The organism is Enterobacter chuandaensis, assembly GCF_003594915.1.
Classification (GTDB): Bacteria; Pseudomonadota; Gammaproteobacteria; order Enterobacterales; family Enterobacteriaceae; genus Enterobacter; species Enterobacter chuandaensis.
Genome location: NZ_QZCS01000004.1, coordinates 169,426 through 191,882, shown reverse-complemented (window position 1 = coordinate 191,882; position 22,457 = coordinate 169,426). Strand labels below are relative to the sequence as shown.

Annotated in this window: 16 protein-coding genes; 12 read left to right on the top strand and 4 right to left on the bottom strand. The window is 57.1% G+C overall.

Features of this window, described 5'->3' with window-relative positions; all coding sequences use genetic code 11:
* The first annotated feature begins 115 nt into the window (after positions 1 to 115).
* The 3 genes from treZ to glgX are packed head-to-tail and all read left to right on the top strand — an operon-like array spanning position 116 to position 6,459.
* A complete protein-coding gene (gene treZ / locus D5066_RS08515) occupies positions 116 to 1,903 on the top strand; it encodes a malto-oligosyltrehalose trehalohydrolase (RefSeq protein ID WP_119915661.1) in 1,788 nt (595 codons plus the stop codon).
* Positions 1,900 to 4,368 carry a malto-oligosyltrehalose synthase gene (treY, locus tag D5066_RS08510; RefSeq protein ID WP_119915660.1) on the top strand — a complete coding sequence of 823 codons (2,469 nt, stop codon included), beginning with the start codon at positions 1,900 to 1,902 and terminating at the stop codon, positions 4,366 to 4,368. The genes treZ and treY overlap by 4 nt, the downstream gene beginning before the upstream one ends.
* A 15-nt stretch (positions 4,369 to 4,383) precedes the next feature.
* Positions 4,384 to 6,459, top strand: a complete 2,076-nt coding sequence (gene glgX, locus D5066_RS08505) for a glycogen debranching protein GlgX (RefSeq protein WP_119915659.1) — start codon at positions 4,384 to 4,386, stop codon at positions 6,457 to 6,459.
* A gap of 1 nt (position 6,460) precedes the next feature.
* Here glgX and D5066_RS08500 read toward each other — a convergent pair whose 3' ends face one another.
* Entirely contained in the window at positions 6,461 to 7,006 is a 546-nt protein-coding gene (locus D5066_RS08500; protein ID WP_119915658.1) for a winged helix DNA-binding protein, read from the bottom strand.
* A 201-nt stretch (positions 7,007 to 7,207) separates the two neighbouring features.
* On the opposite strand from D5066_RS08500, the gene D5066_RS08495 reads away from it, so the two are divergent.
* From D5066_RS08495 to D5066_RS08485, 3 genes are read left to right on the top strand one after another with little or no spacing between them, the layout of a single operon-like run.
* On the top strand, positions 7,208 to 7,930 hold the full coding sequence (locus tag D5066_RS08495) for a DUF969 domain-containing protein (RefSeq protein ID WP_025756467.1): 723 nt from the start codon (positions 7,208 to 7,210) through the stop codon (positions 7,928 to 7,930).
* A complete protein-coding gene (locus D5066_RS08490) occupies positions 7,927 to 8,913 on the top strand; it encodes a DUF979 domain-containing protein (RefSeq protein ID WP_080329136.1) in 987 nt (328 codons plus the stop codon). Before D5066_RS08495 ends, D5066_RS08490 begins: the two co-directional genes overlap by 4 nt.
* Positions 8,914 to 8,922: 9 nt before the next feature.
* Complete coding sequence (locus D5066_RS08485; RefSeq protein WP_119915657.1) at positions 8,923 to 9,918, top strand: DUF2891 domain-containing protein; 996 nt, start codon at positions 8,923 to 8,925, stop codon at positions 9,916 to 9,918.
* Positions 9,919 to 9,974: 56 nt separating this feature from the next.
* On the opposite strand, the gene D5066_RS08480 is transcribed toward D5066_RS08485, so the two are convergent.
* Positions 9,975 to 11,372 (bottom strand): MFS transporter, encoded by a 1,398-nt coding sequence (locus D5066_RS08480; protein ID WP_119915656.1) that lies wholly within the window; start codon positions 11,370 to 11,372, stop codon positions 9,975 to 9,977.
* A 116-nt stretch (positions 11,373 to 11,488) separates the two neighbouring features.
* Here D5066_RS08480 and D5066_RS08475 point away from each other — a divergent pair, with 116 nt between their 5' ends.
* On the top strand, positions 11,489 to 12,394 hold the full coding sequence (locus D5066_RS08475) for a LysR family transcriptional regulator (RefSeq protein WP_119915655.1): 906 nt from the start codon (positions 11,489 to 11,491) through the stop codon (positions 12,392 to 12,394).
* 4 nt (positions 12,395 to 12,398) lie between these two features.
* Here the strand turns inward: D5066_RS08475 and D5066_RS08470 are convergent, their stop codons facing one another.
* Positions 12,399 to 13,853: a Cu(+)/Ag(+) sensor histidine kinase gene (locus D5066_RS08470; RefSeq protein ID WP_119915654.1), complete on the bottom strand. Its 1,455-nt coding sequence runs from the start codon at positions 13,851 to 13,853 to the stop codon at positions 12,399 to 12,401.
* On the bottom strand, positions 13,843 to 14,526 hold the full coding sequence (locus D5066_RS08465) for a copper/silver response regulator transcription factor (protein WP_080329131.1): 684 nt from the start codon (positions 14,524 to 14,526) through the stop codon (positions 13,843 to 13,845). The genes D5066_RS08470 and D5066_RS08465 overlap by 11 nt, the downstream gene beginning before the upstream one ends.
* Before the next feature lie 157 nt (positions 14,527 to 14,683).
* Here D5066_RS08465 and D5066_RS08455 point away from each other — a divergent pair, with 157 nt between their 5' ends.
* The 5 genes from D5066_RS08455 to yjjJ are packed head-to-tail and all read left to right on the top strand — an operon-like array spanning position 14,684 to position 22,233.
* On the top strand, positions 14,684 to 16,069 hold the full coding sequence (locus D5066_RS08455) for an efflux transporter outer membrane subunit (protein ID WP_119915653.1): 1,386 nt from the start codon (positions 14,684 to 14,686) through the stop codon (positions 16,067 to 16,069).
* Positions 16,070 to 16,092: 23 nt separating this feature from the next.
* Complete coding sequence (cusF, locus tag D5066_RS08450; RefSeq protein ID WP_119915652.1) at positions 16,093 to 16,434, top strand: cation efflux system protein CusF; 342 nt, start codon at positions 16,093 to 16,095, stop codon at positions 16,432 to 16,434.
* A gap of 12 nt (positions 16,435 to 16,446) precedes the next feature.
* Positions 16,447 to 17,697, top strand: a complete 1,251-nt coding sequence (locus D5066_RS08445; RefSeq protein ID WP_119915651.1) for an efflux RND transporter periplasmic adaptor subunit — start codon at positions 16,447 to 16,449, stop codon at positions 17,695 to 17,697.
* Positions 17,698 to 17,707: 10 nt separating this feature from the next.
* Positions 17,708 to 20,884, top strand: coding sequence for a Cu(+)/Ag(+) efflux RND transporter permease subunit SilA (silA, locus tag D5066_RS08440; RefSeq protein WP_119915650.1), 3,177 nt, complete (start codon positions 17,708 to 17,710; stop codon positions 20,882 to 20,884).
* 44 nt (positions 20,885 to 20,928) lie between these two features.
* The gene (yjjJ, locus tag D5066_RS08435; RefSeq protein WP_119915649.1) at positions 20,929 to 22,233 is read left to right on the top strand and encodes a type II toxin-antitoxin system HipA family toxin YjjJ; all 1,305 of its coding nucleotides are present in this window, start codon (positions 20,929 to 20,931) and stop codon (positions 22,231 to 22,233) included.
* Positions 22,234 to 22,457: the final 224 nt, after the last annotated feature.

The following is a 22,457-nucleotide window of genomic DNA, read 5'->3' as shown; positions in this document are numbered from 1 at the left end:
GTTATTTCATAAAGAATAGACGAAGCGGTTAAAACCGCTGAGGTAACACACTTGTGATCCTGAACTAAGCTTGTACTTCGTTCCGCGTAAAATGTGGGTCATTCGAGGACAATGAATGGAATTCAGGACATTTCAAAAGCAGTGGGGTGCTGAGTTTATTTCCGATGACGTGGTACGTTTTCGCGTCTGGGCAGAAGGACAGAAAGAACTTACGCTACGACTTGCCGCCACCGATATGCCGATGAGTGCCGTCGGCGGCGGCTGGTTCCAGGCCGACGTGAACGGCGTCGCGCACGGTACAGAGTATCAGTTTGTCTTGCAGGACGGCATGACGGTGCCCGACCCGGCCTCGCGCGCGCAAAAGGGCGACGTTAACGGCCCCTCCGTTGTTATCGATCCCCGGCGCTATCAACCGGTTAACCGGGAATGGGCAGGACGTCCCTGGGAAGAGACGGTCATTTACGAACTGCACGTCGGCACGTTTACCCCGGAAGGCACCTTCCGGGCGGCTATCGATAAGTTGCCGTATCTTGCCGAGCTTGGCATAACCCAGATCGAAGTCATGCCCGTTTCCCAGTTTGGCGGATCCCGCGGCTGGGGCTACGACGGCGTGCTGCTGTATGCCCCGCACTCTGCCTACGGTACGCCGGAGGATTTCCACGCGTTTATCGATGCCGCACACGGGCTGGGGCTTTCCGTGGTGCTGGATATCGTGCTCAACCACTTCGGCCCGGAGGGGAACTACCTGCCGCTACTGTCGCCCGCGTTTTTCGATGCGAATCGAATGACGCCGTGGGGCAACGGCATCGCTTACGAGCGCGAGCCGGTGAGGCAGTACATCACCGACGCGCCGCTCTACTGGCTGACGGAATATCGTCTGGACGGCTTACGGTTTGATGCCATCGACCAGATTAAAGACAGCTCGCAGACGCACGTCCTTCAGGAGATCGCAGAGAAGATCCGCGAGGCGATCCCGCACCGTCACGTTCACCTGACCACGGAAGACAGCCGCAACGTCATTTTCCTGCACCCGCGCGACGAACAGGGCAACACCCCGCTGTTCACCGCCGAGTGGAATGATGACTTTCACAACGCTGCACACGTGTTTGCCACCGGCGAAACGCACGCGTACTACCAGGATTTTGCGTGTGAGCCGGAGAAAAAATTCGCCCGCGCGCTGGCGGAAGGGTTTGTCTACCAGGGCGAGATTTCGCTGCAAACCGGGGAATCGCGCGGGGTGGAGTGCCGCACCCAGCCGCCGCAGTTCTTCATCGATTTCATTCAGAACCACGATCAGACCGGGAATCGCGCCCAGGGGGAGCGGCTTATCACCCTCGCGGGGGCCGATAAGACACGGGTGCTGCTTGCCGCGCTGCTGCTTTCCCCCCATATCCCGCTGGTGTTTATGGGCGAGGAGTTCGGTGAAACGCACCCGTTCCTGTTCTTCACCGATTTTCACGGCGATCTGGCAAAGGCGGTGCGGGAAGGGCGCGCAAAAGAGTTTACCGGCCATGCCGGGCACGATGACACCGTCCCGGATCCGAACGACGTGAACACGTTTGTTCGTTCAAAGCTCGACTGGCATAAGATTGCCACCGACGAAGGGAAAACGTGGCTGCGCTTCACGCGCCATCTGCTGACGTTGCGCCATCGCTATATCGTTCCGCTTCTGCATCAGGGCGGCACCGTTAAGGGCAAGGCGATCGAGACCGCGCCCGGCATGGTAGCGGTGAACTGGCGCTTCCCCTCCGGGACGCTCTCTCTGGCGCTCAATATCGGCCCTAAGCCTGTCGACTTGCCCGCGATCGCAGGGGAGACACGCTTCGCCTGGCCGGAGGTAAAGGACGTTTTGCCGCCGAACAGTATTGTCGTTCGCTTTGCTGATGGAGACGCATCGTTATGATCCCTTCCGCCACGTACCGTATCCAGTTCCGCAACGGCATGACGTTTGACCGCGTTGTCGAGCTGGTGCCGTATCTGAAAGACCTCGGCATCAGCCACCTCTACGCTTCGCCCGTGTTTACTGCCACAACGGGTTCCACCCACGGCTATGACGTGACCAACCCGAATGAAATTGACCCCGCACTTGGCGGTCGGGAAGGGTTTGACCGCATGGCCGCGGCGCTCAGGCAGGCCGGCATGGGGCTGATTCTGGATATTGTCCCGAACCATATGTCCACCACGCTGGAAAACGCCTGGTGGCGGGACGTGATTGAATACGGCCAGCAGAGCCGCTATTTCCGCTATTTCGATATCGACGCGTCGCGCCCCCTTACGCTACCGTTTCTCGGCGATACCTTTGAGGCGGAACTGGAGAAGGGGGCCATCACTTTAAAACGTGACACTGTCACGAAAAAAGCCGCTCTGGTCTATTATGACGCCGAGTATCCGCTCAACCCGGGCACGTACAGCGAGGATAAGAGCATCGCTGAACTGCATGACGCGCAAAGCTGGCGGCTGATGTCCTGGCGGGAGGCGCCGAAGCAGCTCTCGTGGCGGCGCTTCTTTGAGATCACCGGTCTGGTCGGCGTTCGGGTGGAAGATGACGCCGTCTTCGACGATTCGCACCGGCTGATCCTGGAGCTGGTCCACGCGGGCGTGGTAGACGGCCTGCGCATTGACCACGTCGACGGCCTGGCCGATCCGCTGGGCTATCTGCAGCGCCTGCGGCAGAAAACCGGACCCGATTGCTACATCACGGTTGAAAAAATTCTCGCGAAGGGAGAACAGCTCCCCGCAGACTGGCCGGTATCCGGCACCACCGGGTACGAGTTTATCGCCTCGCTGGCGGAGGTGCTGGTCGACGACGATAACCTCTCGCGCCTGGAGACCATCCACGACGAGACGCTGGGCGTCACGGTCGATCGGCACGCTGAACTGCGCGATGCCAAGGGCCTGATGACCGATCGTAATTTTGAGGGCGAGTTCACCACGCTGCTAAACCTTGCGGACGATCTGGCCCAACGCAATGACGTTGCGCTGCCGCGCGAGGAGATCCGCCACGCGCTGCACGAGCTGCTTATCGCCTTTCCGGTGTACCGCACCTACGGCACTCGCGAGGGGTTAACCCCGCCGGACGTGGCGCTGCTTAGCCGCGTGGTCGCCGGGGTAAATACGTCCGAAGCGGCCCTGAGCCTGATTGTGCGCATTCTTACCGGCGATCTGCCGGAAGATTGCCGCGACTCCGCCGCGCTGTTCAGAACCCGTTTCCAGCAACTGACCGGGCCGCTGATGGCGAAGTCGGTGGAGGACACGCTGTTCTTTCGCCACAACCTGGAGCTGGCGCTCAATGAAGTGGGCGCTGACCCGACGCCGCGCGCGTTCTCGTTATCCCGTTTTCACCAGGAGATGCGCATTCGTCTCGCCCGTCAGCCCGACGCGCTGCTGGGCACCTCCACGCACGATACCAAGCGCGGAGAGGACGCCCGTGCGCGGCTCTACACCCTGACGGAGGCGCCGGAACGCTGGGGTGAGAATCTCGCCCGCTGGCGACAGATGAACCAGACCCAGGTGCGTTTTCTCAACGACGGCACCGCACCCAACGCTGCCGATACCTGGATGATCTATCAGGCGCTGGCGGGGGTCTGGCCCGCCACGCTGTCGCATGATGATGCCGAAGGGCTTGCATCGCTGGAGACGCGTTTCCTCGGCTTCCTTGAGAAAGCGCTTCGCGAGGCAAAGCAGCGCACCGACTGGACAGACAGCAACGAGAGCTATGAGAGCGTGGTGCTGAGCTACGCGCGGCATCTGCTGTCCCCGGATAACACGCTCTTTTTGCAGGATTTCAGCGAGGCGATGCAGCCCTTTATCCGTGCCGGACTGATGAACAGCCTCAGCCAGACGGCGATCAAGCTGACGGCTCCCGGCGTGCCGGATATCTATCAGGGCAGTGAAGCGCTTAACTTTAGCCTCGTCGACCCGGATAACCGACGTGAGCCGGACTTCAACGCGCTGGTGCACAACCTCAGCGCGGCGGATGCCACGGTGTTCGACAACCCGGCGTGCTGGCGGGACGGCAGGGTTAAGCAATTTGTCACCGCCACGCTGCTGCGGCTGCGGCCGCATTACGACGCGCTTTTCCGCTACGGCGACTGGCTGCCGCTCAAGGTTTCCGGCGAGCGCGAGGAGAACCTGATTGTCTATGCGCGGGTTAAGGACGAGGAGGCGCTGATTGTTGCCGTGCCGCGGCTGGTCTTTGGCGTCACCGACAACGCAAAACTATGGGTCAATACCAGGGTAGCGATACCCGAGGAGCTGGCGGGGAAACGCTATCGGGATCTGTTCAGCGGTGAAAGCCGCATTCTGCAAGAGACGCTGGATTTAACGTCTGAAACGGGATGTTTATTAGTTCTGCTTACCTGCGAATAATCGTGGAGAACGAAAATGGCAAAGGATACTACGTTTGAAATTCGGGCCGGTCATGGCCAGCAGTTGGGTGCTAATTATGACGGGAAAGGGGTCAACTTCGCGCTGTTCTCCGCGCACGCTGAGCGGGTGGAGCTCTGTCTGTTTGACCCGTCCGGGAAAACCGAAATCGCCCGGCTGGAGCTGCCGGAGTATACCCATGAGGTCTGGCACGGCTATGTGCCCGATCTGAAACCCGGTGCGCTTTATGGCTATCGCGTCTACGGCCCCTACGATCCGGAAAACGGCCACCGCTTCAACCCGCATAAGCTGCTTATCGACCCGTATGCCCGAGAACTGGTGGGTGATATCGACTGGAACGACGCCCATTTCGGCTATGAGCTGGGACATGAGGAGCTGGATCTTAGCTTCGATACGCGGGACTGCGCGCCGTTCACGCCAAAATGCAGGGTTATCGACCCGAACGCTTTCGACTGGCAGGACAACAACCGGCCAAACGTGCCCTGGCCGCATACCGTCGTCTATGAGAGCCACGTGAAGGGTTTTACCCAGATGAACCCGGCCATTCCGCCCGAACTGCGCGGCACGTTTGAGGGCATGGGGCACAAAGCCTCGGTCGACTACATCAAAAGCCTCGGCATTACCTCGGTAGAGCTGCTGCCGGTTCACTGGTTCCCGGACGATCAGCATCTGCTCGACCGCGGCCTGAAAAACTTCTGGGGCTATAACACGCTCGGCTTTTTTGCCCCGGCGTCGCGCTACTACGGCCCGGCAGGGATCCAGGGCTTTCGCGATATGGTGCGCGCGTATCATGACGCGGGCATCGAGGTGATTCTGGACGTAGTTTACAACCACACGGCGGAAGGTAACGAGCTGGGGCCAACGCTCTCGTTCAAGGGCATTGATAACTACAGCTACTACCGCACGCTGCCGGACCAGCACCGGTATTACATTAACGACACCGGGACGGGGAACACGGTGAATACCTCGCACCCGCGCGTGCTGCAGATGGTGATGGATTCCCTGCGCTACTGGGCCGAATCCATGCACATTGACGGCTTTCGTTTCGACCTGGGGACGATACTGGGCCGCGAGCCCGAAGGGTTTGACCCACGCGGCGGTTTCTTTGATGCCGTCACCCAGGATCCGGTGCTATCAAAACTCAAGCTGATCGGCGAACCGTGGGATATCGGCCCCGGCGGCTATCAGGTCGGTGGCTTCCCGCCGGGCTGGGGCGAGTGGAACGATAAATACCGCGATACCGTTCGTGAGTACTGGAAGGGGGACAACGTCTCGACGGACTTTGCCGCGCGCCTGCTGGGCTCCGGTGATCTGTACGATCTGCGCGGTCGTCGCCCGTGGGCCAGCGTCAACTTTATCACCGCTCACGACGGCTTTACGCTGAATGACCTGGTCTCGTACAACGAGAAGCATAACGCCGATAACGGCGAGGACAATAACGACGGGCATAACGATAATCGCTCGTACAACTATGGTGAAGAAGGGCCGACGGAGAACCCGGATATTATTGCCACCCGCGAACGGCAGAAGCGTAATTTCCTGACTACGCTGCTGTTTTCCCACGGCACGCCGATGCTGCTGGCGGGGGATGAGTTTGGCCGCACGCAGAAGGGCAACAACAACGGCTACTGTCAGGACAGCGAGATCTCATGGATCGACTGGAACGGGCTGTCCGAATACGACGCGGCGCTGCGCGACTTTACCCGCCATCTCATTGCGCTTCGCGCATCGCAGCCGCTGTTGCGTCGTGAAAGCTGGCGCGACGGGCTGGAGATCCGCTGGTTCAATGCCGGAGGGGGGCCGCAGCAGGCGGAGCAGTGGGATGAAGGCTCGACGCTCGGGGTTTCCATCAGCAGGCCCGACCTTGCTCAGGAGGAAGGCATCTGGCACGACGTGCTGATGCTGTTCAATCCGTTCGAAGGGACGGTTCCGTTCCAGATCCCGCAGTTTGGTGAAGGAGGATGGGTGCTGGAGCTGTCTACGGCGGATGACGCTGCCGCCGGGACAGCGATCACCGAAACCGTAGAGTACGACCTGGCCGGACGCAGTATTACCCTGTTCAGACGTCCGTGATTCAGAGTGATGCCGCCGCCCGGGCGGCGGTGTCATACAGGGAGGAGATCGCGCGTAACAGCTGCGCGGTTTCGCCGATCGATTTCCCGGAAATGCCGCTCTCCGCGTGGATCGCGATCAGACACGCTTCCCGCACGTCCCGGTATTTCATGCACAGCGCTTTCCCTTCGTCCGTGGTGGAGAAAAAGAGCTCTTTCCCCGCCTTCTCGCTCGTCACGTAGCCCGCTTTGACCAGCTTTTTCAGGGCATAGGTCACCACATGGGTGTCTTCCACGTTGAGAACAAAGCAGATATCGGCCAGCTTTTTCTTGCGGTCGCGGTGGTTTACGTGGTGGAGAAGCGAAACGTCAAAAGCGCCCATATCCGGCTCTCCGGCTGCGGTCATGCAGCGCACCATCCATTTGTTAAACGCGTTGCTGGTCATGATCAGCGCGTACTCCAGCTCTGACAGTTCCGCGCAGCGCTCGGACACCAGATGGCGGGAAGAGACGATCCGGCCATCGTTGATATCGTCGTGATGGGGTAAGGCACTCTTTTTTGCGGTCATAACGTTCCTTAGCCAGAAATGTAAACTCGTCGATAAAATAAGAACATTTTATTGATAAATTGTTTACATGTTTTTGAGGTTCAGATATAGCTTTTTAGCGCAGGTTTTTCGAAGCCTGACGAAAAAACACAACATCGCTCGCCGCAAATTAAAAAAATAGCCGTCGGCGCGCGACGCTCACTTTCGATAGGGTAAACGTTTATGGACGGTACTACGCTGCTGCCGCTGATCGGGATACCGATCGTGGTTATTGGTTTTGCACTGCGCTTCAACCCGCTGCTGGTGGTCGTAGTGGCGGGGCTGGCGACGGGACTGCTGGTCGGCATGGATTTCGGGATGCTGCTGGAGACCTTCGGCGAGAAGTTTGTGAATAGCCGATCGCTGGCGACCTTCATCCTGATCCTGCCGGTGATCGGTCTGCTGGAGTATTACGGGCTTAAAGAGCGCGCCCAGGCCTGGGTGGCGAAGATCGCCAGCGCCACCTCGGCGCGTATTCTGATGCTCTACTTTGTGGCGCGTGAAGGTACGGCGGCGCTGGGATTGATGTCCCTTGGCGGTCATGCCCAGACGGTGCGCCCGCTGCTGGCGCCGATGGCCGAAGGGGCCGCGCTGAACGAATATGGCGAGCTGCCGCAGCACATCCGCGACAAAATCAAAGCCCATGCCGCCGCGTGCGACAACATCGCGGTCTTCTTTGGGGAAGATATCTTTATCGCCTTTGGTGCGGTGCTGCTGATTGACGCCTTCCTGAAGGAAAACGGAATTGAAGGGATCGAGCCGTTGCACATCGGCCTGTGGGCCATTCCAACTGCCATTGCTGCATTGATTATTCATATGACGCGCCTGCTGCGCCTGGATGCCAGCATCCGTCGCGACGTCATGGCCTGGCGAGCAGAGCAGGGTACGCAGGAGGCCGCGCAATGATGACGCTTATCACCATTAACCGCGTGTACTATCTGATCGGCTTTGTCGTCATGCTGCTGGTTGTGATGACCCTGCGCGACCGCGCTAATCCGAAGCGTTTTACCACCGCGCTGTTCTGGTTCTTATTCGGCGGGATCTTCCTGTTTGGTGACCTGATGGTTCAGGAGCTGGGGAAATCGCTGGCGTACCGGATCGTTGGCGGGTGCGTCATCGCTATCGCGCTGCTGGCGGGTTTCGGGCTTGTCGGGAAAGGGCATTATAAAATGGCCTCCGACGAGGAACGCGTTGCCTCATCGAACCGGCTCAAAAACTGGCTGTTCCTGCCCGCGCTGATGATCCCGGTGGTGACGGTTATCGGGACGCTGTTCCTGAAGGGCGTGTCGATTGGTGGCGTTTATCTTCTCGACCAGAAACAGCTTACTCTTGCGGCGCTTTGCGTGGCCTGCGTCGCGGCGATCCTTACCGGCTGGTGGCTGACCAAAGGCACGCCGCTGCACGCCATTCGTCAGTCTCGTCGTCTTGTCGATACCATCGGCTGGGCGGTGATCCTGCCGCAGATGCTGGCGATGCTCGGCGGCGTGTTCGTGGCGGCCAATACCGGTGATTCGGTGCAGAAGGTGGTGAGCCTGTTCGTGAACCCGGACAGTCGCTTCATGCTGGTGGTGATTTACTGCGTGGGCATGGCGCTGTTTACCATGATCATGGGTAACGCCTTTGCGGCATTTCCGGTGCTGAGCGCGGGGATCGCCTTGCCGTTCCTGATCAACGTGCATCACGGTAATCCGGCACCGTTGCTGGCGATTGGCATGTACGCGGGCTACTGCGGCACGCTGATGACGCCGATGGCCGCGAACTTCAATATCGTTCCCGCCGCGCTGCTGGAGCTGAAAGACAAATATCAGGTGATCAAAATCCAGATCCCGACCGCGTTAACCCTGCTGGTGGTGAACGTGTTCCTCATGTATTTCCTCGTGTTTCGCTAAGGAGCTGTTATGGAATTGACGCAACATCAGGCTGACGCGTTTGCCCGCATGCCTTTAACCTATTTGCGCCAGGAATACCCGAACCACATCATGCATCTGCTGAATGATGATGGTGACGTTCTGCCGCCTCGCGAGCTGCACCCGATTTTCTACGGCTGTTTTGACTGGCATTCGGCGGTGCACGGCTACTGGCTGCTGCTGCGCTGCGTGCGCCTCTACCCGGAACTGCCGAGCCGGAATGACATCGTTGCGCTTTTCGACGAGCACCTGACCGAGCAGAACGTGGCGAAGGAGCTGGCCTATTTCACCGCGCCGTTCCGCGCCTCGTTCGAACGCCCCTATGGCTACGGCTGGCTGCTGGCGCTGGCCCAGGAGCTGAAACAATCGTCTCTGCCGCAGGCCGCAGGCTGGTACCAGACGCTGGAGCCGTTAACCCAGGATATTCGCAACCGGCTGGTGGATTACCTCAGCAAGCTTACCTATCCGATCCGCGTCGGGACGCACTACAACACCGCGTTTGCCCTCGCGCTGGGGCTGGACTACGCCCGAGCCGTGGAAGATAGCGCGCTTGGGCAGGCGATTGTGACGGCGGCGGAGCGGTTTTACCTCGCGGATACGCGCTATCCGGCCCATTACGAACCCGGTGGCGATGAGTACATTTCCGGCGCGCTGACGGAAGCGCTGCTGATGAGCAAGGTCGCAGAGAATTTCCCGGCCTGGTTCGACGGGTTTCTTCCGGATATTGGCTCCATTGCGGCGCTGATGAACCCGGCGGAAGTGAGCGACCGAACCGACCCGAAAATTGCTCATCTGGACGGGTTAAACCTCAGCCGCGCGTGGTGTATGAAGCATATTGCCCGCGCGCTTCCCGCACATCATCCGGCGCAGCAGGCGCTGAGTGATGCCGTGGCGAAACACCTGACGGCAAGCGTGGAGCATGTGGTGGGCAGCCACTACAGCGGCGGGCACTGGCTGGCGAGTTTTGCGCTGCTGGCTCTTGAATAAACGAACGAGTCGTCTTTTTTGCCGGGTGGCGGCTTTGCCTTACCCGGCCTACCGCACTACGTAGGCCCGTGCAAGCGTAGCGCCGCCGGGCGCAGCCTGCTCACGCTAAACAAAACCGCCCCCGTCGAGGCGATGACGGCTATCCACAGCGCAAAATGTACGGCCCGGTCATGGTCTGATTCGGTCGTCGCAAGCAGCACGCCCACCGCGGCGGTACCAAGGCACTGGCCGAACGTCCTGACGATAGACAACACGCCCGATGCATAGCTGGCATATTCCCGCGCCACGTTAGCGAGCATCTCCCGGTTATTGGGGCTCTGGAAGCACCCAAAACCTATCCCACACACCAGGCTGCGCAGGCAGATATTCCATGCCGAAGGGTTTTCCGGCATCGTCGCCAGCAGAATCAGGCCGCAGACAAAAACGATCAGCCCAATGGTTGAAATCAGCGGCGCGGAAATCGTATCCGCCCAGCGCCCCGCGTGTGGCGCGATGATCACGATACCAATCGGCCACGGAGTAAAAAGCAGCGCGGATTCGAGCGGGGTATAGCCATACACACTCTGAAACAGGAACGGCAGGGCGACAAACGTAATGCCCTGGCTGACAAACGAGGCCAGTGAGGTCAGGGCGGCAAGCGTGAAGCGGCCATTGCTGAACATCACGGGGGGCAGCAAAGGGCTTCGGGTCCGTCGAATATGCCAGATAAAGGCGATGGCGCTAAGTATGGCAAGCATCGCCCAGCAAGTGGTCTCCTGACTGATGTGCCGGGAATGGTTAGCGGTCACGATTGTTGAACCTAACAGGATTGCCGAGAGCACCGCGCCAGCCGTGTCAAAGGGCATTTTTTGAGAAGCGGATCCACGCGGTAATGCCTTCCAGGCCAGCAGCAGCGCAACGCTTCCCGGAATAATGTTAATGGCAAACAGCCATTCCCAGCGCAGCGCCTCAAGGATCGTACCGCCGAGCACGGGGGCTATGGCCGTACTGGCGGCAATCAGCAGGGCGTGGAGCCCCAGAACGCGGCCAAGCAGTCGCCCGGGAAAAACGGAGCGCAGTATCCCCGGAGCGATACTCAGCGTGGCCGCGCCGCCTATGCCTTGCAAAATACGCATTCCGATCAGCACGTCTGGCGTTGTTGCCAGCGCGCAGCCGAGCGAGGCGATCGTAAAGGTGGCAAGCCCGGCGAGAAATACCGAACGATAGCCCACGCGCGCCGCCAGCGCCGCGAAGATGGCCAGCGTCATCGCCGCCGACAGCAGGTAACCGTTGGCAAACCATACCGCGATATCCGCAGAAACCTTCATTGCGTTTGCCATCGAAGGCAGCGCAACGTTAATCATGGTGCCGTCAAAGACGCCCATCAGCGTGGTGGTCATCAGTGCGATCATTACCCGCGCGCGTTCATGGCCGGGCAAGCCTTCATCACCGGGTTGGTTGGAGAAGAGTGTCATCGTTTGACTCCAGAGAAGAATAGTGATGACGAAACTATAATCATGGGATATACAGGGCGGAAGACGCAGCGTTTGCACTTAATCGTTGCACACAACGCCTTATATAAGGAGTCATCGTGTCGGATCCTGATTTTAATCTGCTTGTTGCCCTCGACGTCCTGCTGGCTGAGGCCAGCGTAGCGGGCGCGGCGCGACGCTTAAACCTGAGCACCTCCGCCATGAGCCGCACCCTGAACAGGCTGCGGGAGGTGACCGGCGATCCTATTCTGGTGAGGGCCGGTCGGCATATGGTCCTGACCCCCTGGGCCGAAGCCACCCGGGATCGCGCCAGAAGCGCTGTGCATGAGGCGAGGGCGGTCCTGCTGCCCTCCACGGAAACGCTGAATGTTGAGCGTATGGAGCGCCTCTTCACCATCAGGGCCAACGACGGTTTTGTGGTGGCGTTTGGGCCCATGCTCATTGCCGCAGTGGCGAAGGCGGCGCCCGGGGTGTGCATCCGTTTCTCGCCGAAACCTGAGAAAACGTCGCGCTATTTACGCGAAGGACTGGTTGATCTGGAAATTGGCGTGCAGAGCAATATGGGGCCTGAAATACGTCTGCAAAGACTTTTTCAGGATCGCTTTGTTGGCGCAGTACGGCAGGGCCATCCGCTGGTCTTGCTGTCGTCAGTTAGTCTTGACGATTATGTTTCATGGGGACACGTGGTGGCCTCGCCAGACGGATCCCTGCACGGGTTTGTCGATGACGCGCTGGCGGAGCGCGGGATGAAACGCAAAATCGCCAGCGTGGTGCCCGGTTTTCCAACGGCGCTATCCGTGGCGCTGACGTCCGATCTGATTGCGCTGGTTCCGGCGCTCTATTTGCTCAATCAGCCGATGTCTGAACACGTGCATGTTTTTGAACTGCCCTTTAAGGCCAGAAGCATTACAGTGTCACAAATGTGGCATCCGCGCATGGAAAGGGACCCGGGCCACCGGTGGCTCAGGGAGAAAGTGCTGGAAGTATGCCAGGCCGTGCGCTGACCGCTCAAACAGTTTTTTTCGGCACGTTGAGGATGAATCGCGTTGATACCGCGTCAGACTCCACGCGGATTTTTCCGTGGTGTGCGGTAACGATGGACTTGACGATGGCAAGACCAATTCCGCTGCCTTCGCCTTTACGCTGTCTTGACGGATCCACCCGGTAGAAACGGTCAAACAGCCTCGGCAGATGTGCTTCCGGGATGGCGGTGCCGGGGTTCTCCACCACCAGTTCAACATCGCTTTCCTGCTCCCTGAGCGAGATGGTCACCGTTTTCCCCTCCGGGGTATAGCGCAGGGCATTGGATAACAGATTATTAATCGCTCTTCTGAACATCTGCGGATCCCCCTCCGTCAGGCACGGCAGCCCGTTACATTTCAGCGTGATGTTGCGTTCTTCGGCCCAGGCTTCGAAGAAATCGAACACTTTCATGACTTCCGCACGCAAATCAAACATCACCCGATCCGGGATCAGCTGATTATTGTCCGCCTGTGCCAGGAAAAGCATGTCGCTGACCATCCGGGTCATCCGGTTGTACTCTTCAAGGCTGGAGTACAGAACGTCTTCAAGCTCTTTTTGAGAGCGGTTCTGGCTCAGCGCGATTTCGGTTTGCGTCACCAGGTTGGTAATGGGGGTTCTGATCTCGTGGGCGATATCGGCAGAGAAATTGGCCTGTCGGGTAAAGACATCTTCAATCTTTTCAATCATATGGTTGAAGGAGATGACAAGCTGTTCCAGCTCAACGGGCACGCGCGAGGGCTCCAGGCGTGCGTCAAGATTCTCCGAGGTGATATTTTTAATGGCGGTACTGACGTTGCGCAGGGGCAAATGCCCCTGGCGTACCGCAACGCGAATGACAAAAATAATCAGCAGGCTCATCGCTGCGGCAATGGCAAACAGATTCTTTTTCAGCGCATCGAGGTAATGCAGATGAAAATTAATCGAGAGCCCGATCAGCATCACGTAGCCCTGCGTTTTACCCTGCAACGTCACCGTTCCCGAAGAGGCGATAATCCGGTACGTTTCCATTTGCATGCCGGACCCGGCATGCATGGGATCAGCAGAGTCTTCGACCGTCCAGAGAAACACCTCCTGCGCGCGACGGTGTGCATTGAAATCCGTCGTATTCATCGCGGGGCGTAATGCCGTCCCTTGCGCCGAGCTGAAAAGGACATTTCCCTGCGGATCGAGAAGCAGGACGGCCACGTTGCGGTAGCTGGCAATCGACTCGTTAAGCTTGCTGATTTTCTTTTGGTCGGGATCGGCCGGAGACTGCAGGATGCGGTGCATCGCGGTGCTGATCTGTTGCAGGTCGCTGATATCCTGCTCGGCGAAATGCTTTTCAACGGACTGCAGCATAAACCAGGTAAAGGCGAAAAAGGCCAGGATGGTGGAGAGACTGATAAAGAAGGTCAGCCGCAGGGCAAGCGAGAAAGGGCGCCTGAAGAGCTTAGCGCGCATCCGGTGCCTCCAGCATATAGCCCACGCCGCGCACGGTCTGGATCAGCTTCGGTTCAAAATCGTTATCGATTTTCGCGCGCAGCCTCTTTACCGCCACATCAATCGCGTTTGTGTCGCTGTCAAAGTTCATGTCCCAGACCTGGGAGGCAATCAGCGAGCGGGGCAGCACTTCTCCCTGGTGGCGCAGGAAAAACTCCAGCAGGCTGAACTCTTTGCTGGTGAGCAGGATCCGGTTTCCTGCGCGGCTGACTTTTCGCGAAACGAGATCGACCGTCAGGTCAGCCGCCTGAAGCTGGCTTTCTGCGATCACCGTATTTCCGCGTCTTAACAGCGTCCTGACCCGGGCGAGCAGCTCCGCAAAGGCAAACGGCTTAATCAGATAATCGTCCGCGCCCAGCTCAAGCCCCTTCACCCGGTGTTCAATGGTGCCGAGCGCCGTGAGTAACAGTATGGGCATCCCTTTGCCCGCTGAGCGGAGCATGCGGACAATATCCCAGCCGTTCACATCGGGTAGCATGATATCCAGGATCAGCAAATCATAATCAGCGGTCATGGCGAGATGGTAGCCGGTCAGGCCGTTGTCCGCGCGATCCACCACAAACCCCGCTTCAGTCAGCCCCTTACTCAGGTACTCACCGGTTTTAATCTCGTCTTCAACGATCAGTAATTTCATCTTGCTCCCCAGGCTGGCTGCTGAGGACATTCTATTGTGCCCGCGATCATTAACAATGACATACGTTAAAGATGACAACATTGTCATTATCCTGTCACCCGTCAAACAGGATGCGTTCCGTAGAGTAGCCCTCGTCAAACTCTGGACGAGAAGCGTTATGTTCCTGTTAAAACGACTAAGCATCAGTACGGTATTTATCCTTGCAGGCTGCGTCTCGCTGGCCCCCGAGTACCAGCGGCCCGCATCACCGGTACCCCGGCAGTTTTCGCTTTCCCGCAACGGCCTGATGCCCGCGGCTTCAGGCTATCAGGACACTGGCTGGCGTCACTTTTTTGCCGATCCTCAGGTTGCGGGGCTGATTACAGAAGCCCTGAAGAACAACCGCGATATAAAAATGGCCGCCCTGAAGGTCGAAGAGGCCCGGGCGCAGTTCAACGTGACGGATGCGGATCGTTATCCTCAGTTGAATGCCTCCTCGGGTATTACCTACCGCGGCGGGCTGAAAAGTGACAAACCCACCGCGCAGGAGTATGACGCGGGCCTGGCGCTTAGCTACGATCTCGACTTTTTCGGCAGGCTCAGAAACATGAGCGAGGCCGACCGGCAAAACTATTTCGCCAGTGAAGAAGCGCGTCGCGCGGTGCATATTTTGCTCATCGCAAACGTGTCGCAAAGCTATTTCAATCAGCAGCTGGCGTTTAAACAGCTGCGTATTGCACGGGATACCCTGAAAAATTACCGGCAGTCTTATGCTTTCGTTGAGCGGCAGCTGGTGACGGGCAGTACGAACGTTCTGGCGCTGGAGCAGGCCCGTGGCCAGATTGAAAGTACCCAGGCAGAGATCGCCAAAAGAGAGGGGGAACTGGCGCAGGCCAGTAACGCCCTGCATCTGGTCCTGGGAACCTATCGCGCATTGCCGGATGATGGCGGAATGAATGCCCGGGATATTACGCCGGTAAAACTGCCGCCTCATCTTTCATCAGAAATCCTGCTGCAGCGCCCGGATATTATGGAGGCGGAGTATCAGCTAAAAGCGGCTGATGCGAATATTGGCGCAGCGCGCGCGGCCTTTTTCCCGTCCATTTCACTGACCAGCGGGCTTTCAACAGGCAGTACGGAATTATCAAGCCTGTTCACCACGGGAAGCGGAATGTGGAATTTTATCCCTAAAATTGAGATCCCCATCTTTAATGCGGGCAGGAATAACGCCAACCTGAAATTAGCGGAAATTCGCCAGCAGCAATCGGTGGTGAATTATGAGCAAAAAATTCAGTCCGCCTTCAAACAGGTCGCGGACGCGCTTGCGCTGCGGGACAGTATTAACCAGCAAATTGACGCGCAGCAGCGGTATCTTGCTTCACTGCATATTACTGTACAGCGTGCCAGAGGATTATATTCCGGCGGTGCCGTTAGCTATATCGACGTGCTCGATGCGGAACGTTCTCTTTTTTCCACGCAGCAAACTATTCTCGACCTTATTTATGCCCGTCAGGTGAATGAAATTAATCTCTTCACTGCGCTGGGTGGTGGTTGGGTCGAATAAATTAATCAAAGAGGAAAATAAAAATGCGTAATTCACTTAAAGCCGTTGCGTTCGGCGCAATCGCCGTGATGTTTTCTGCCACCCTCCAGGCTGAGGTTCATCAGCACGAGGGGATGAGTGCCGCCAGCGACGCGGCTTCAGAGCAAATTATCCACGGTAAGGGTGTCGTAAAAGCGATCGATCTTACGAATAAAAAAATCACCATTTCTCATGACGCTATCCCGGCGGTCGACTGGCCTGCAATGACCATGCGCTTCACGTTCATCAAGGCTGACGAGAGTATTAACGCGCTGAAGCCTGGCAGCCCGGTCGATTTTACCTTTGTTCAGCAGGGAAATATCTCTTTACTCAAGAGCATTAAATAGGCGAGATACGGCATGGCCTCATTAAACATAAAATATGCTGCCATCATACTCTGCAGCCTTATTGCAGGAGGGCTGATATCCGTGACGGCATGGCAGGCTTTTCATTCATCTGAAAAAACGGAAAATAGCGCGACAGAAAGAAAGGTGCTGTTCTGGTATGACCCGATGAAGCCAGACGTTAAATTTGATAAGCCCGGTAAATCCCCGTTTATGGATATGGACCTGGTGCCGAAATATGCGGATGAAAACGAGAATAAAAGCAGTGCCGGGATACGTATTGACCCGACCCAGGTTCAGAACCTGGGTTTAAAAACGCAAAAGGTGACGCGCGGAACGCTGAATTATGCCCAGACGATCCCGGCTAACGTCAGCTATAACGACTATCAGTTTGTTATTGTGCAGGCCCGTGCGGAAGGGTTCGTTGAGAAAGTATATCCATTGACGACCGGCGATCGCGTGAAGAAAGGTACGCCGCTCGTTGATATGACTATCCCGGACTGGGTAGAAGCGCAGAGTGAATTTTTACTGTTATCCGGCACCGGCGGTACGCCCACGCAGATTAAAGGGGTGCTTGAACGGCTGCGGCTGGCCGGTATGCCGGACGACGATATTCAGAGACTGCGCGCGACCCGCACCATCCAGACCCGTTTTACCATTAAGGCTCCCATCGACGGGGTGATCACGGCATTCGATCTGCGTACCGGAATGAATATTTCCAAAGATAAGGTGGTGGCGCAAATTCAGGGCATGGATCCGGTCTGGATCAGCGCGGCGGTGCCTGAGTCTGTCGCATATCTGCTGAAAGATACCTCACAGTTTGCTGTTTCGATACCGGCCTGGCCGGATAAATCTTTCCCGGTGGAGAAATGGAGTCTTCTGCCGAGCGTGGATCAAACCACCCGTACGCTGCAGGTGCGTCTGCAGGTTTCTAATAAGGACGAACTGCTGAAGCCGGGCATGAACGCGTACCTGAAGCTGAATACGCAAAGCCAGGAGATGCTGCTCATCCCGTCACAGGCCGTGATTGATACCGGTAAAGAACAGCGAGTGATTACCGTTAATGCTGACGGGCGCTTTGTGCCGAAACCGATCCACGTTTTGCATGAATCTCAGCAGCTGTCCGGTATTGGTAGCGGGCTGGAAGAAGGGGAGTCGGTGGTGGTCAGCGGCCTGTTCCTGATTGACTCGGAGGCCAATATTACCGGCGCGCTGGAGCGTATGCGTCAGACTGACACCGCTGACGACGCGCATTCCGGCCATTAAGGAGAGGATGATGATTGAATGGATTATCCGGCGATCGGTCGCCAACCGTTTCCTGGTCATGCTGGGGGCGCTGTTCCTCAGCGTCTGGGGGACATGGACCATCATCAACACCCCGGTCGATGCCTTGCCGGATCTGTCTGATGTTCAGGTGATTATCAAAACAAGCTATCCCGGCCAGGCCCCGCAGATTGTTGAAAACCAGGTCACCTATCCGCTCACGACCACCATGCTGTCGGTTCCCGGCGCAAAGACCGTGCGAGGTTTTTCCCAGTTTGGCGATTCGTATGTGTACGTCATATTTGAAGATGGCACCGATCTCTACTGGGCCCGTTCGCGCGTGCTGGAGTACCTGAATCAGGTTCAGGGCAAACTGCCTGCCGGGGTGAGCTCTGAAATCGGCCCTGATGCCACGGGCGTGGGCTGGATATTTGAGTATGCGCTGGTGGATCGCAGCGGAAAACACGATCTCGCCGAATTGCGTTCATTGCAGGACTGGTTCCTGAAATTTGAGCTGAAAACCATCCCGAATGTGGCCGAGGTCGCGTCGGTGGGCGGTGTGGTTAAGCAATATCAGATTCAGGTAGATCCGCTAAAGCTGACTCAGTTCGGCATCAGCCTGCCGGAGGTTAAGCAGGCGCTTGAATCGTCGAACCAGGAAGCAGGGGGATCGTCGGTTGAAATGGCGGAAGCGGAGTATATGGTCCGCGCCAGCGGTTATCTACAGGCGCTGGATGATTTCAATAACATCGTCCTGAAAACCGGCGAGAACGGGGTTCCGGTTTATCTCCGCGACGTCGCCCGCGTACAAACGGGGCCGGAAATGCGGCGCGGCATTGCCGAGCTGAACGGGCAGGGGGAAGTGGCGGGTGGCGTGGTGATCCTGCGCTCTGGCAAAAACGCACGCGACGTTATCACTGCGGTGAAAGATAAACTCAACACGCTGAAGGCCAGCCTGCCGGAGGGCGTTGAGATTGTCACAACCTACGATCGCAGCCAGTTAATTGACCGTTCTATTGATAACCTGAGCTACAAACTCCTCGAAGAGTTCATTGTGGTGGCCATCGTCTGCGCGCTGTTTCTCTGGCACGTCCGCTCCGCGCTGGTGGCGATTGTTTCTCTGCCGCTTGGCCTGTGTATTGCCTTTATCGTCATGCATTTCCAGGGGCTGAACGCCAACATTATGTCGCTGGGCGGGATCGCCATTGCCGTCGGGGCGATGGTGGATGCTGCCATCGTGATGATTGAAAACGCGCATAAACGGCTGGAAGAGTGGGATCACCAGCATCCGGGAGAAGAGATTGATAATGTTACTCGCTGGAAGGTGATCACTAACGCCTCTGTGGAAGTGGGGCCCGCGCTGTTTATCAGCCTGCTGATTATTACCTTGTCGTTCATTCCCATCTTTACCCTGGAGGGACAAGAAGGGCGGCTGTTTGGTCCACTGGCCTTTACCAAAACGTACTCCATGGCGGGTGCAGCCGCGCTGGCCATCATTGTGATTCCGATTCTGATGGGATTCTGGATCCGGGGAAAAATTCCCGCCGAGACCAGCAACCCGCTGAACAGACTGCTGATTAAAGCTTATCATCCGCTGCTGGTTCGGGTGCTGCACTGGCCCAAAACAACGCTGTTCGTTGCCGCTTTATCTATCCTTACGGTGATCTGGCCCTTAAGCCAGGTGGGCGGCGAGTTTCTGCCGAAGATCAACGAGGGCGATCTGCTGTATATGCCGTCCACGTTACCCGGCGTGTCGCCGGCAGAAGCTGCTGCGCTATTGCAGACCACGGACAAACTCATCAAAACCGTGCCCGAGGTGGCCTCTGTTTTTGGCAAGACCGGTAAGGCGGAAACGGCAACGGATTCCGCACCGCTCGAAATGGTGGAAACCACCATTCAGCTTAAGCCGGAGGATCAATGGCGGCCAGGCATGACGATGGACAAGATCGTTGACGAGCTGGATAAAACCGTTCGTTTGCCCGGCCTGGCAAATCTCTGGGTGCCGCCTATTCGAAACCGCATTGATATGCTCTCAACCGGGATCAAAAGCCCGATAGGTATCAAGGTGTCCGGTACCGTTTTGTCTGATATCGACGCGACGGCGCAAAGCATCGAGGCGGTAGCGAAAACCGTGCCGGGCGTGGTGTCAGCCCTGGCTGAACGTCTGGAGGGCGGGCGCTACATTGATATTGATATCAACCGGGAAAAAGCGTCCCGCTACGGGATGACGGTGGGTGACGTGCAGCTGTTTGTCTCCTCGGCCATCGGCGGCGCGACGATGGGGGAAACGGTAGAGGGTGTGGCCCGGTACCCGATAAACATTCGTTACCCGCAGGACTACCGGAACAGCCCGCAGACGTTGAGAGAGATGCCGATTCTGACACCGATGAAGCAGCAGATCACGCTGGGGGATGTGGCTGATATTAAGGTCGTTTCTGGCCCGACCATGTTGAAAACGGAGAATGCGCGGCCTGCCAGCTGGATTTACATCGATGCGCGGGGCAGGGATATGGTGTCGGTGGTGAACGACATTAAGACGGCTATCAGTCAGAACGTGAAGCTGAAACCGGGGACCAGCGTGTCATTCTCCGGGCAGTTTGAACTGCTCGAGCACGCCAACAAGAAGCTGAAGCTGATGGTGCCGATGACGGTGATGATCATTTTCATACTGCTTTATCTGGCCTTCCGGCGCGTGGATGAGGCGTTGCTGATCCTGATGAGTCTGCCGTTTGCCCTGGTCGGTGGCATCTGGTTCCTGTACTGGCAGGGCTTCCATATGTCGGTCGCGACCGGCACCGGATTTATCGCCCTGGCCGGTGTGGCGGCTGAGTTCGGGGTCGTCATGCTGATGTATTTGCGTCATGCCATTGAGGCGAATTCGGTATTGTTCCATCGGGGCACGTTCACCGAAAAGGGGCTTGATGACGCGCTTTATCATGGCGCCGTGCTGCGCGTGCGGCCAAAGGCGATGACCGTGGCGGTGATTATTGCTGGCCTGTTGCCGATACTCTGGGGGACGGGGGCAGGGTCGGAAGTCATGAGCCGGATAGCGGCACCCATGATTGGCGGAATGATTACGGCGCCGCTGCTGTCGCTGTTTATTATTCCGGCGGCGTATAAGTTAATTTGGTTGCGCAGGCAGAGAAAAATGACAGCATTTCCTGAAGATGACAGGGTAAACATTAGCTGATAAATTAGCTATTCAATTACCTATTCATAAAGTGATTCATCTTCATGACAAACCGGTCCGAAACGATACGACAGTTGCTGAGGCAAGGCCCAACATCAGTGAGGCAACTTACTGATGTTATGGGGATTAGTCAGCCAACCATCTCCAGAGCGATAAAAGCACTGGGTGATGAGGTTGTACGCGTTGGCGCCGGTCCATCTATTCACTATGTGCTGCGAGACCCGTTTCGTGGGTTCAGTTCGGCCCCCATATATCGCATAACTGAAGAGGGGAAGGTCAAACCGCTGGGACGGCTCATTCCGGTTTATCCAGATGGATTTGTGATGGAACAAACGGACAATGTCTGTCTCCATAGCGACGGGCTGCCGTGGTGGTTGTTTGATATGCGGCCTCAGGGATATCTTGGTCGCGCGTATGCATCCCGATTTTCATCCGAACTTGGCCTGCCGGCAAATCCAGAGATCTGGAGTGACTCTGATGTTATCAGGGCCTTGCTGGCGCATGGGCACGATGCGGTTGGAAATCTGTTAATAGGAGAACAGGCACGAAACCATTTTGTGGATATGCCGTCGCCTGTTGCAGTGGACAGGGCCACGGCATATCCGTCGTTGGCTCTGGCCGTGAGTTCCGGAGATGTACCGGGTTCGTCTGCTGGCGGCGAACAACCAAAATTTTGCACCTATACAGAACGTGGCCACGTCATAGTCAAATTTACAGCCGCGGACGAAAATCCCATCAGCGAGCGCTGGCGAGATTTGTTGCTCGCCGAACATCTTGCTTTAAACGTTCTTGGTGTCGAAACAGAGGTATTTGATTTCGGTGGACGGCGTTTTCTTGAAATCCCGCGGTTCGATCGCACAGGCCTGCTTGGGCGTAAGGGGCTTTTTTCTTTGCGGGCTCTTGAGGCTGAGTTTGTTGGCCGTGCGAGAGAGGCGTGGCCTGTTCTGGTTAATGAGCTGGTTAAGCAGGGCTGCGTTCATCCTGATGCAGTGGCCGGAACAGCACGACTCTGGGCGTTTGGTATGCTGATTGGCAATACCGACATGCACCACGGTAATCTGTCTTTCATCAGTGCGCATGGTCGTCCATATCATCTTGCGCCAGCCTATGACGTTCTGCCCATGGGATTCGCGCCGAAGTCAGGTGGTGAGATCGTGAATACGCTTCGCCCGGCATCGCTACTTGATGCAATAGAGGGAGAGATCTGGCATGAAGCTCTGGAACTGGCTGAACGCTTTTTTACTTTAGTCAGCGGTTGCGAACATTTCTCTGCCAGCTTTGCACCATGCGTGACGGCATTACGCGCACATCTTGACGAGGCGAGGTCAAGGATATCGCGTCTGGGATAATGAGCATGAATCCCGCCAGGGTATGGCGGGATTTTTATCAGGTTGCAACGGGAGGGCAGAAATTAATGACTTGTTGGATTTAGGCCGGTATAGATATGTGGCTTCAATATCGTATTTAACATAATATACATTATGCGCACCAATGTAAGATTTGGCAAAATCTGCCTTTCTACAGCCATGATTGCCCTGGTCATTGAAAGCTTGCTGGCTACCAACTTCTACGT

Bases quoted from the DNA above. Each gene is read 5' to 3' on its own strand.
- treZ (WP_119915661.1), top strand. From the start codon at position 116: ATGGAATTCAGGACATTTCAAAAGCAGTGGGGTGCTGAGTTTATTTCC.
- treY (WP_119915660.1), top strand. From the start codon at position 1,900: ATGATCCCTTCCGCCACGTACCGTATCCAGTTCCGCAACGGCATGACG.
- glgX (WP_119915659.1), top strand. From the start codon at position 4,384: ATGGCAAAGGATACTACGTTTGAAATTCGGGCCGGTCATGGCCAGCAG.
- D5066_RS08500 (WP_119915658.1), bottom strand. From the start codon at position 7,006: ATGACCGCAAAAAAGAGTGCCTTACCCCATCACGACGATATCAACGAT.
- D5066_RS08495 (WP_025756467.1), top strand. From the start codon at position 7,208: ATGGACGGTACTACGCTGCTGCCGCTGATCGGGATACCGATCGTGGTT.
- D5066_RS08490 (WP_080329136.1), top strand. From the start codon at position 7,927: ATGATGACGCTTATCACCATTAACCGCGTGTACTATCTGATCGGCTTT.
- D5066_RS08485 (WP_119915657.1), top strand. From the start codon at position 8,923: ATGGAATTGACGCAACATCAGGCTGACGCGTTTGCCCGCATGCCTTTA.
- D5066_RS08480 (WP_119915656.1), bottom strand. From the start codon at position 11,372: ATGACACTCTTCTCCAACCAACCCGGTGATGAAGGCTTGCCCGGCCAT.
- D5066_RS08470 (WP_119915654.1), bottom strand. From the start codon at position 13,853: ATGCGCGCTAAGCTCTTCAGGCGCCCTTTCTCGCTTGCCCTGCGGCTG.
- D5066_RS08465 (WP_080329131.1), bottom strand. From the start codon at position 14,526: ATGAAATTACTGATCGTTGAAGACGAGATTAAAACCGGTGAGTACCTG.
- D5066_RS08455 (WP_119915653.1), top strand. From the start codon at position 14,684: ATGTTCCTGTTAAAACGACTAAGCATCAGTACGGTATTTATCCTTGCA.
- cusF (WP_119915652.1), top strand. From the start codon at position 16,093: ATGCGTAATTCACTTAAAGCCGTTGCGTTCGGCGCAATCGCCGTGATG.
- D5066_RS08445 (WP_119915651.1), top strand. From the start codon at position 16,447: ATGGCCTCATTAAACATAAAATATGCTGCCATCATACTCTGCAGCCTT.
- silA (WP_119915650.1), top strand. From the start codon at position 17,708: ATGATTGAATGGATTATCCGGCGATCGGTCGCCAACCGTTTCCTGGTC.
- yjjJ (WP_119915649.1), top strand. From the start codon at position 20,929: ATGACAAACCGGTCCGAAACGATACGACAGTTGCTGAGGCAAGGCCCA.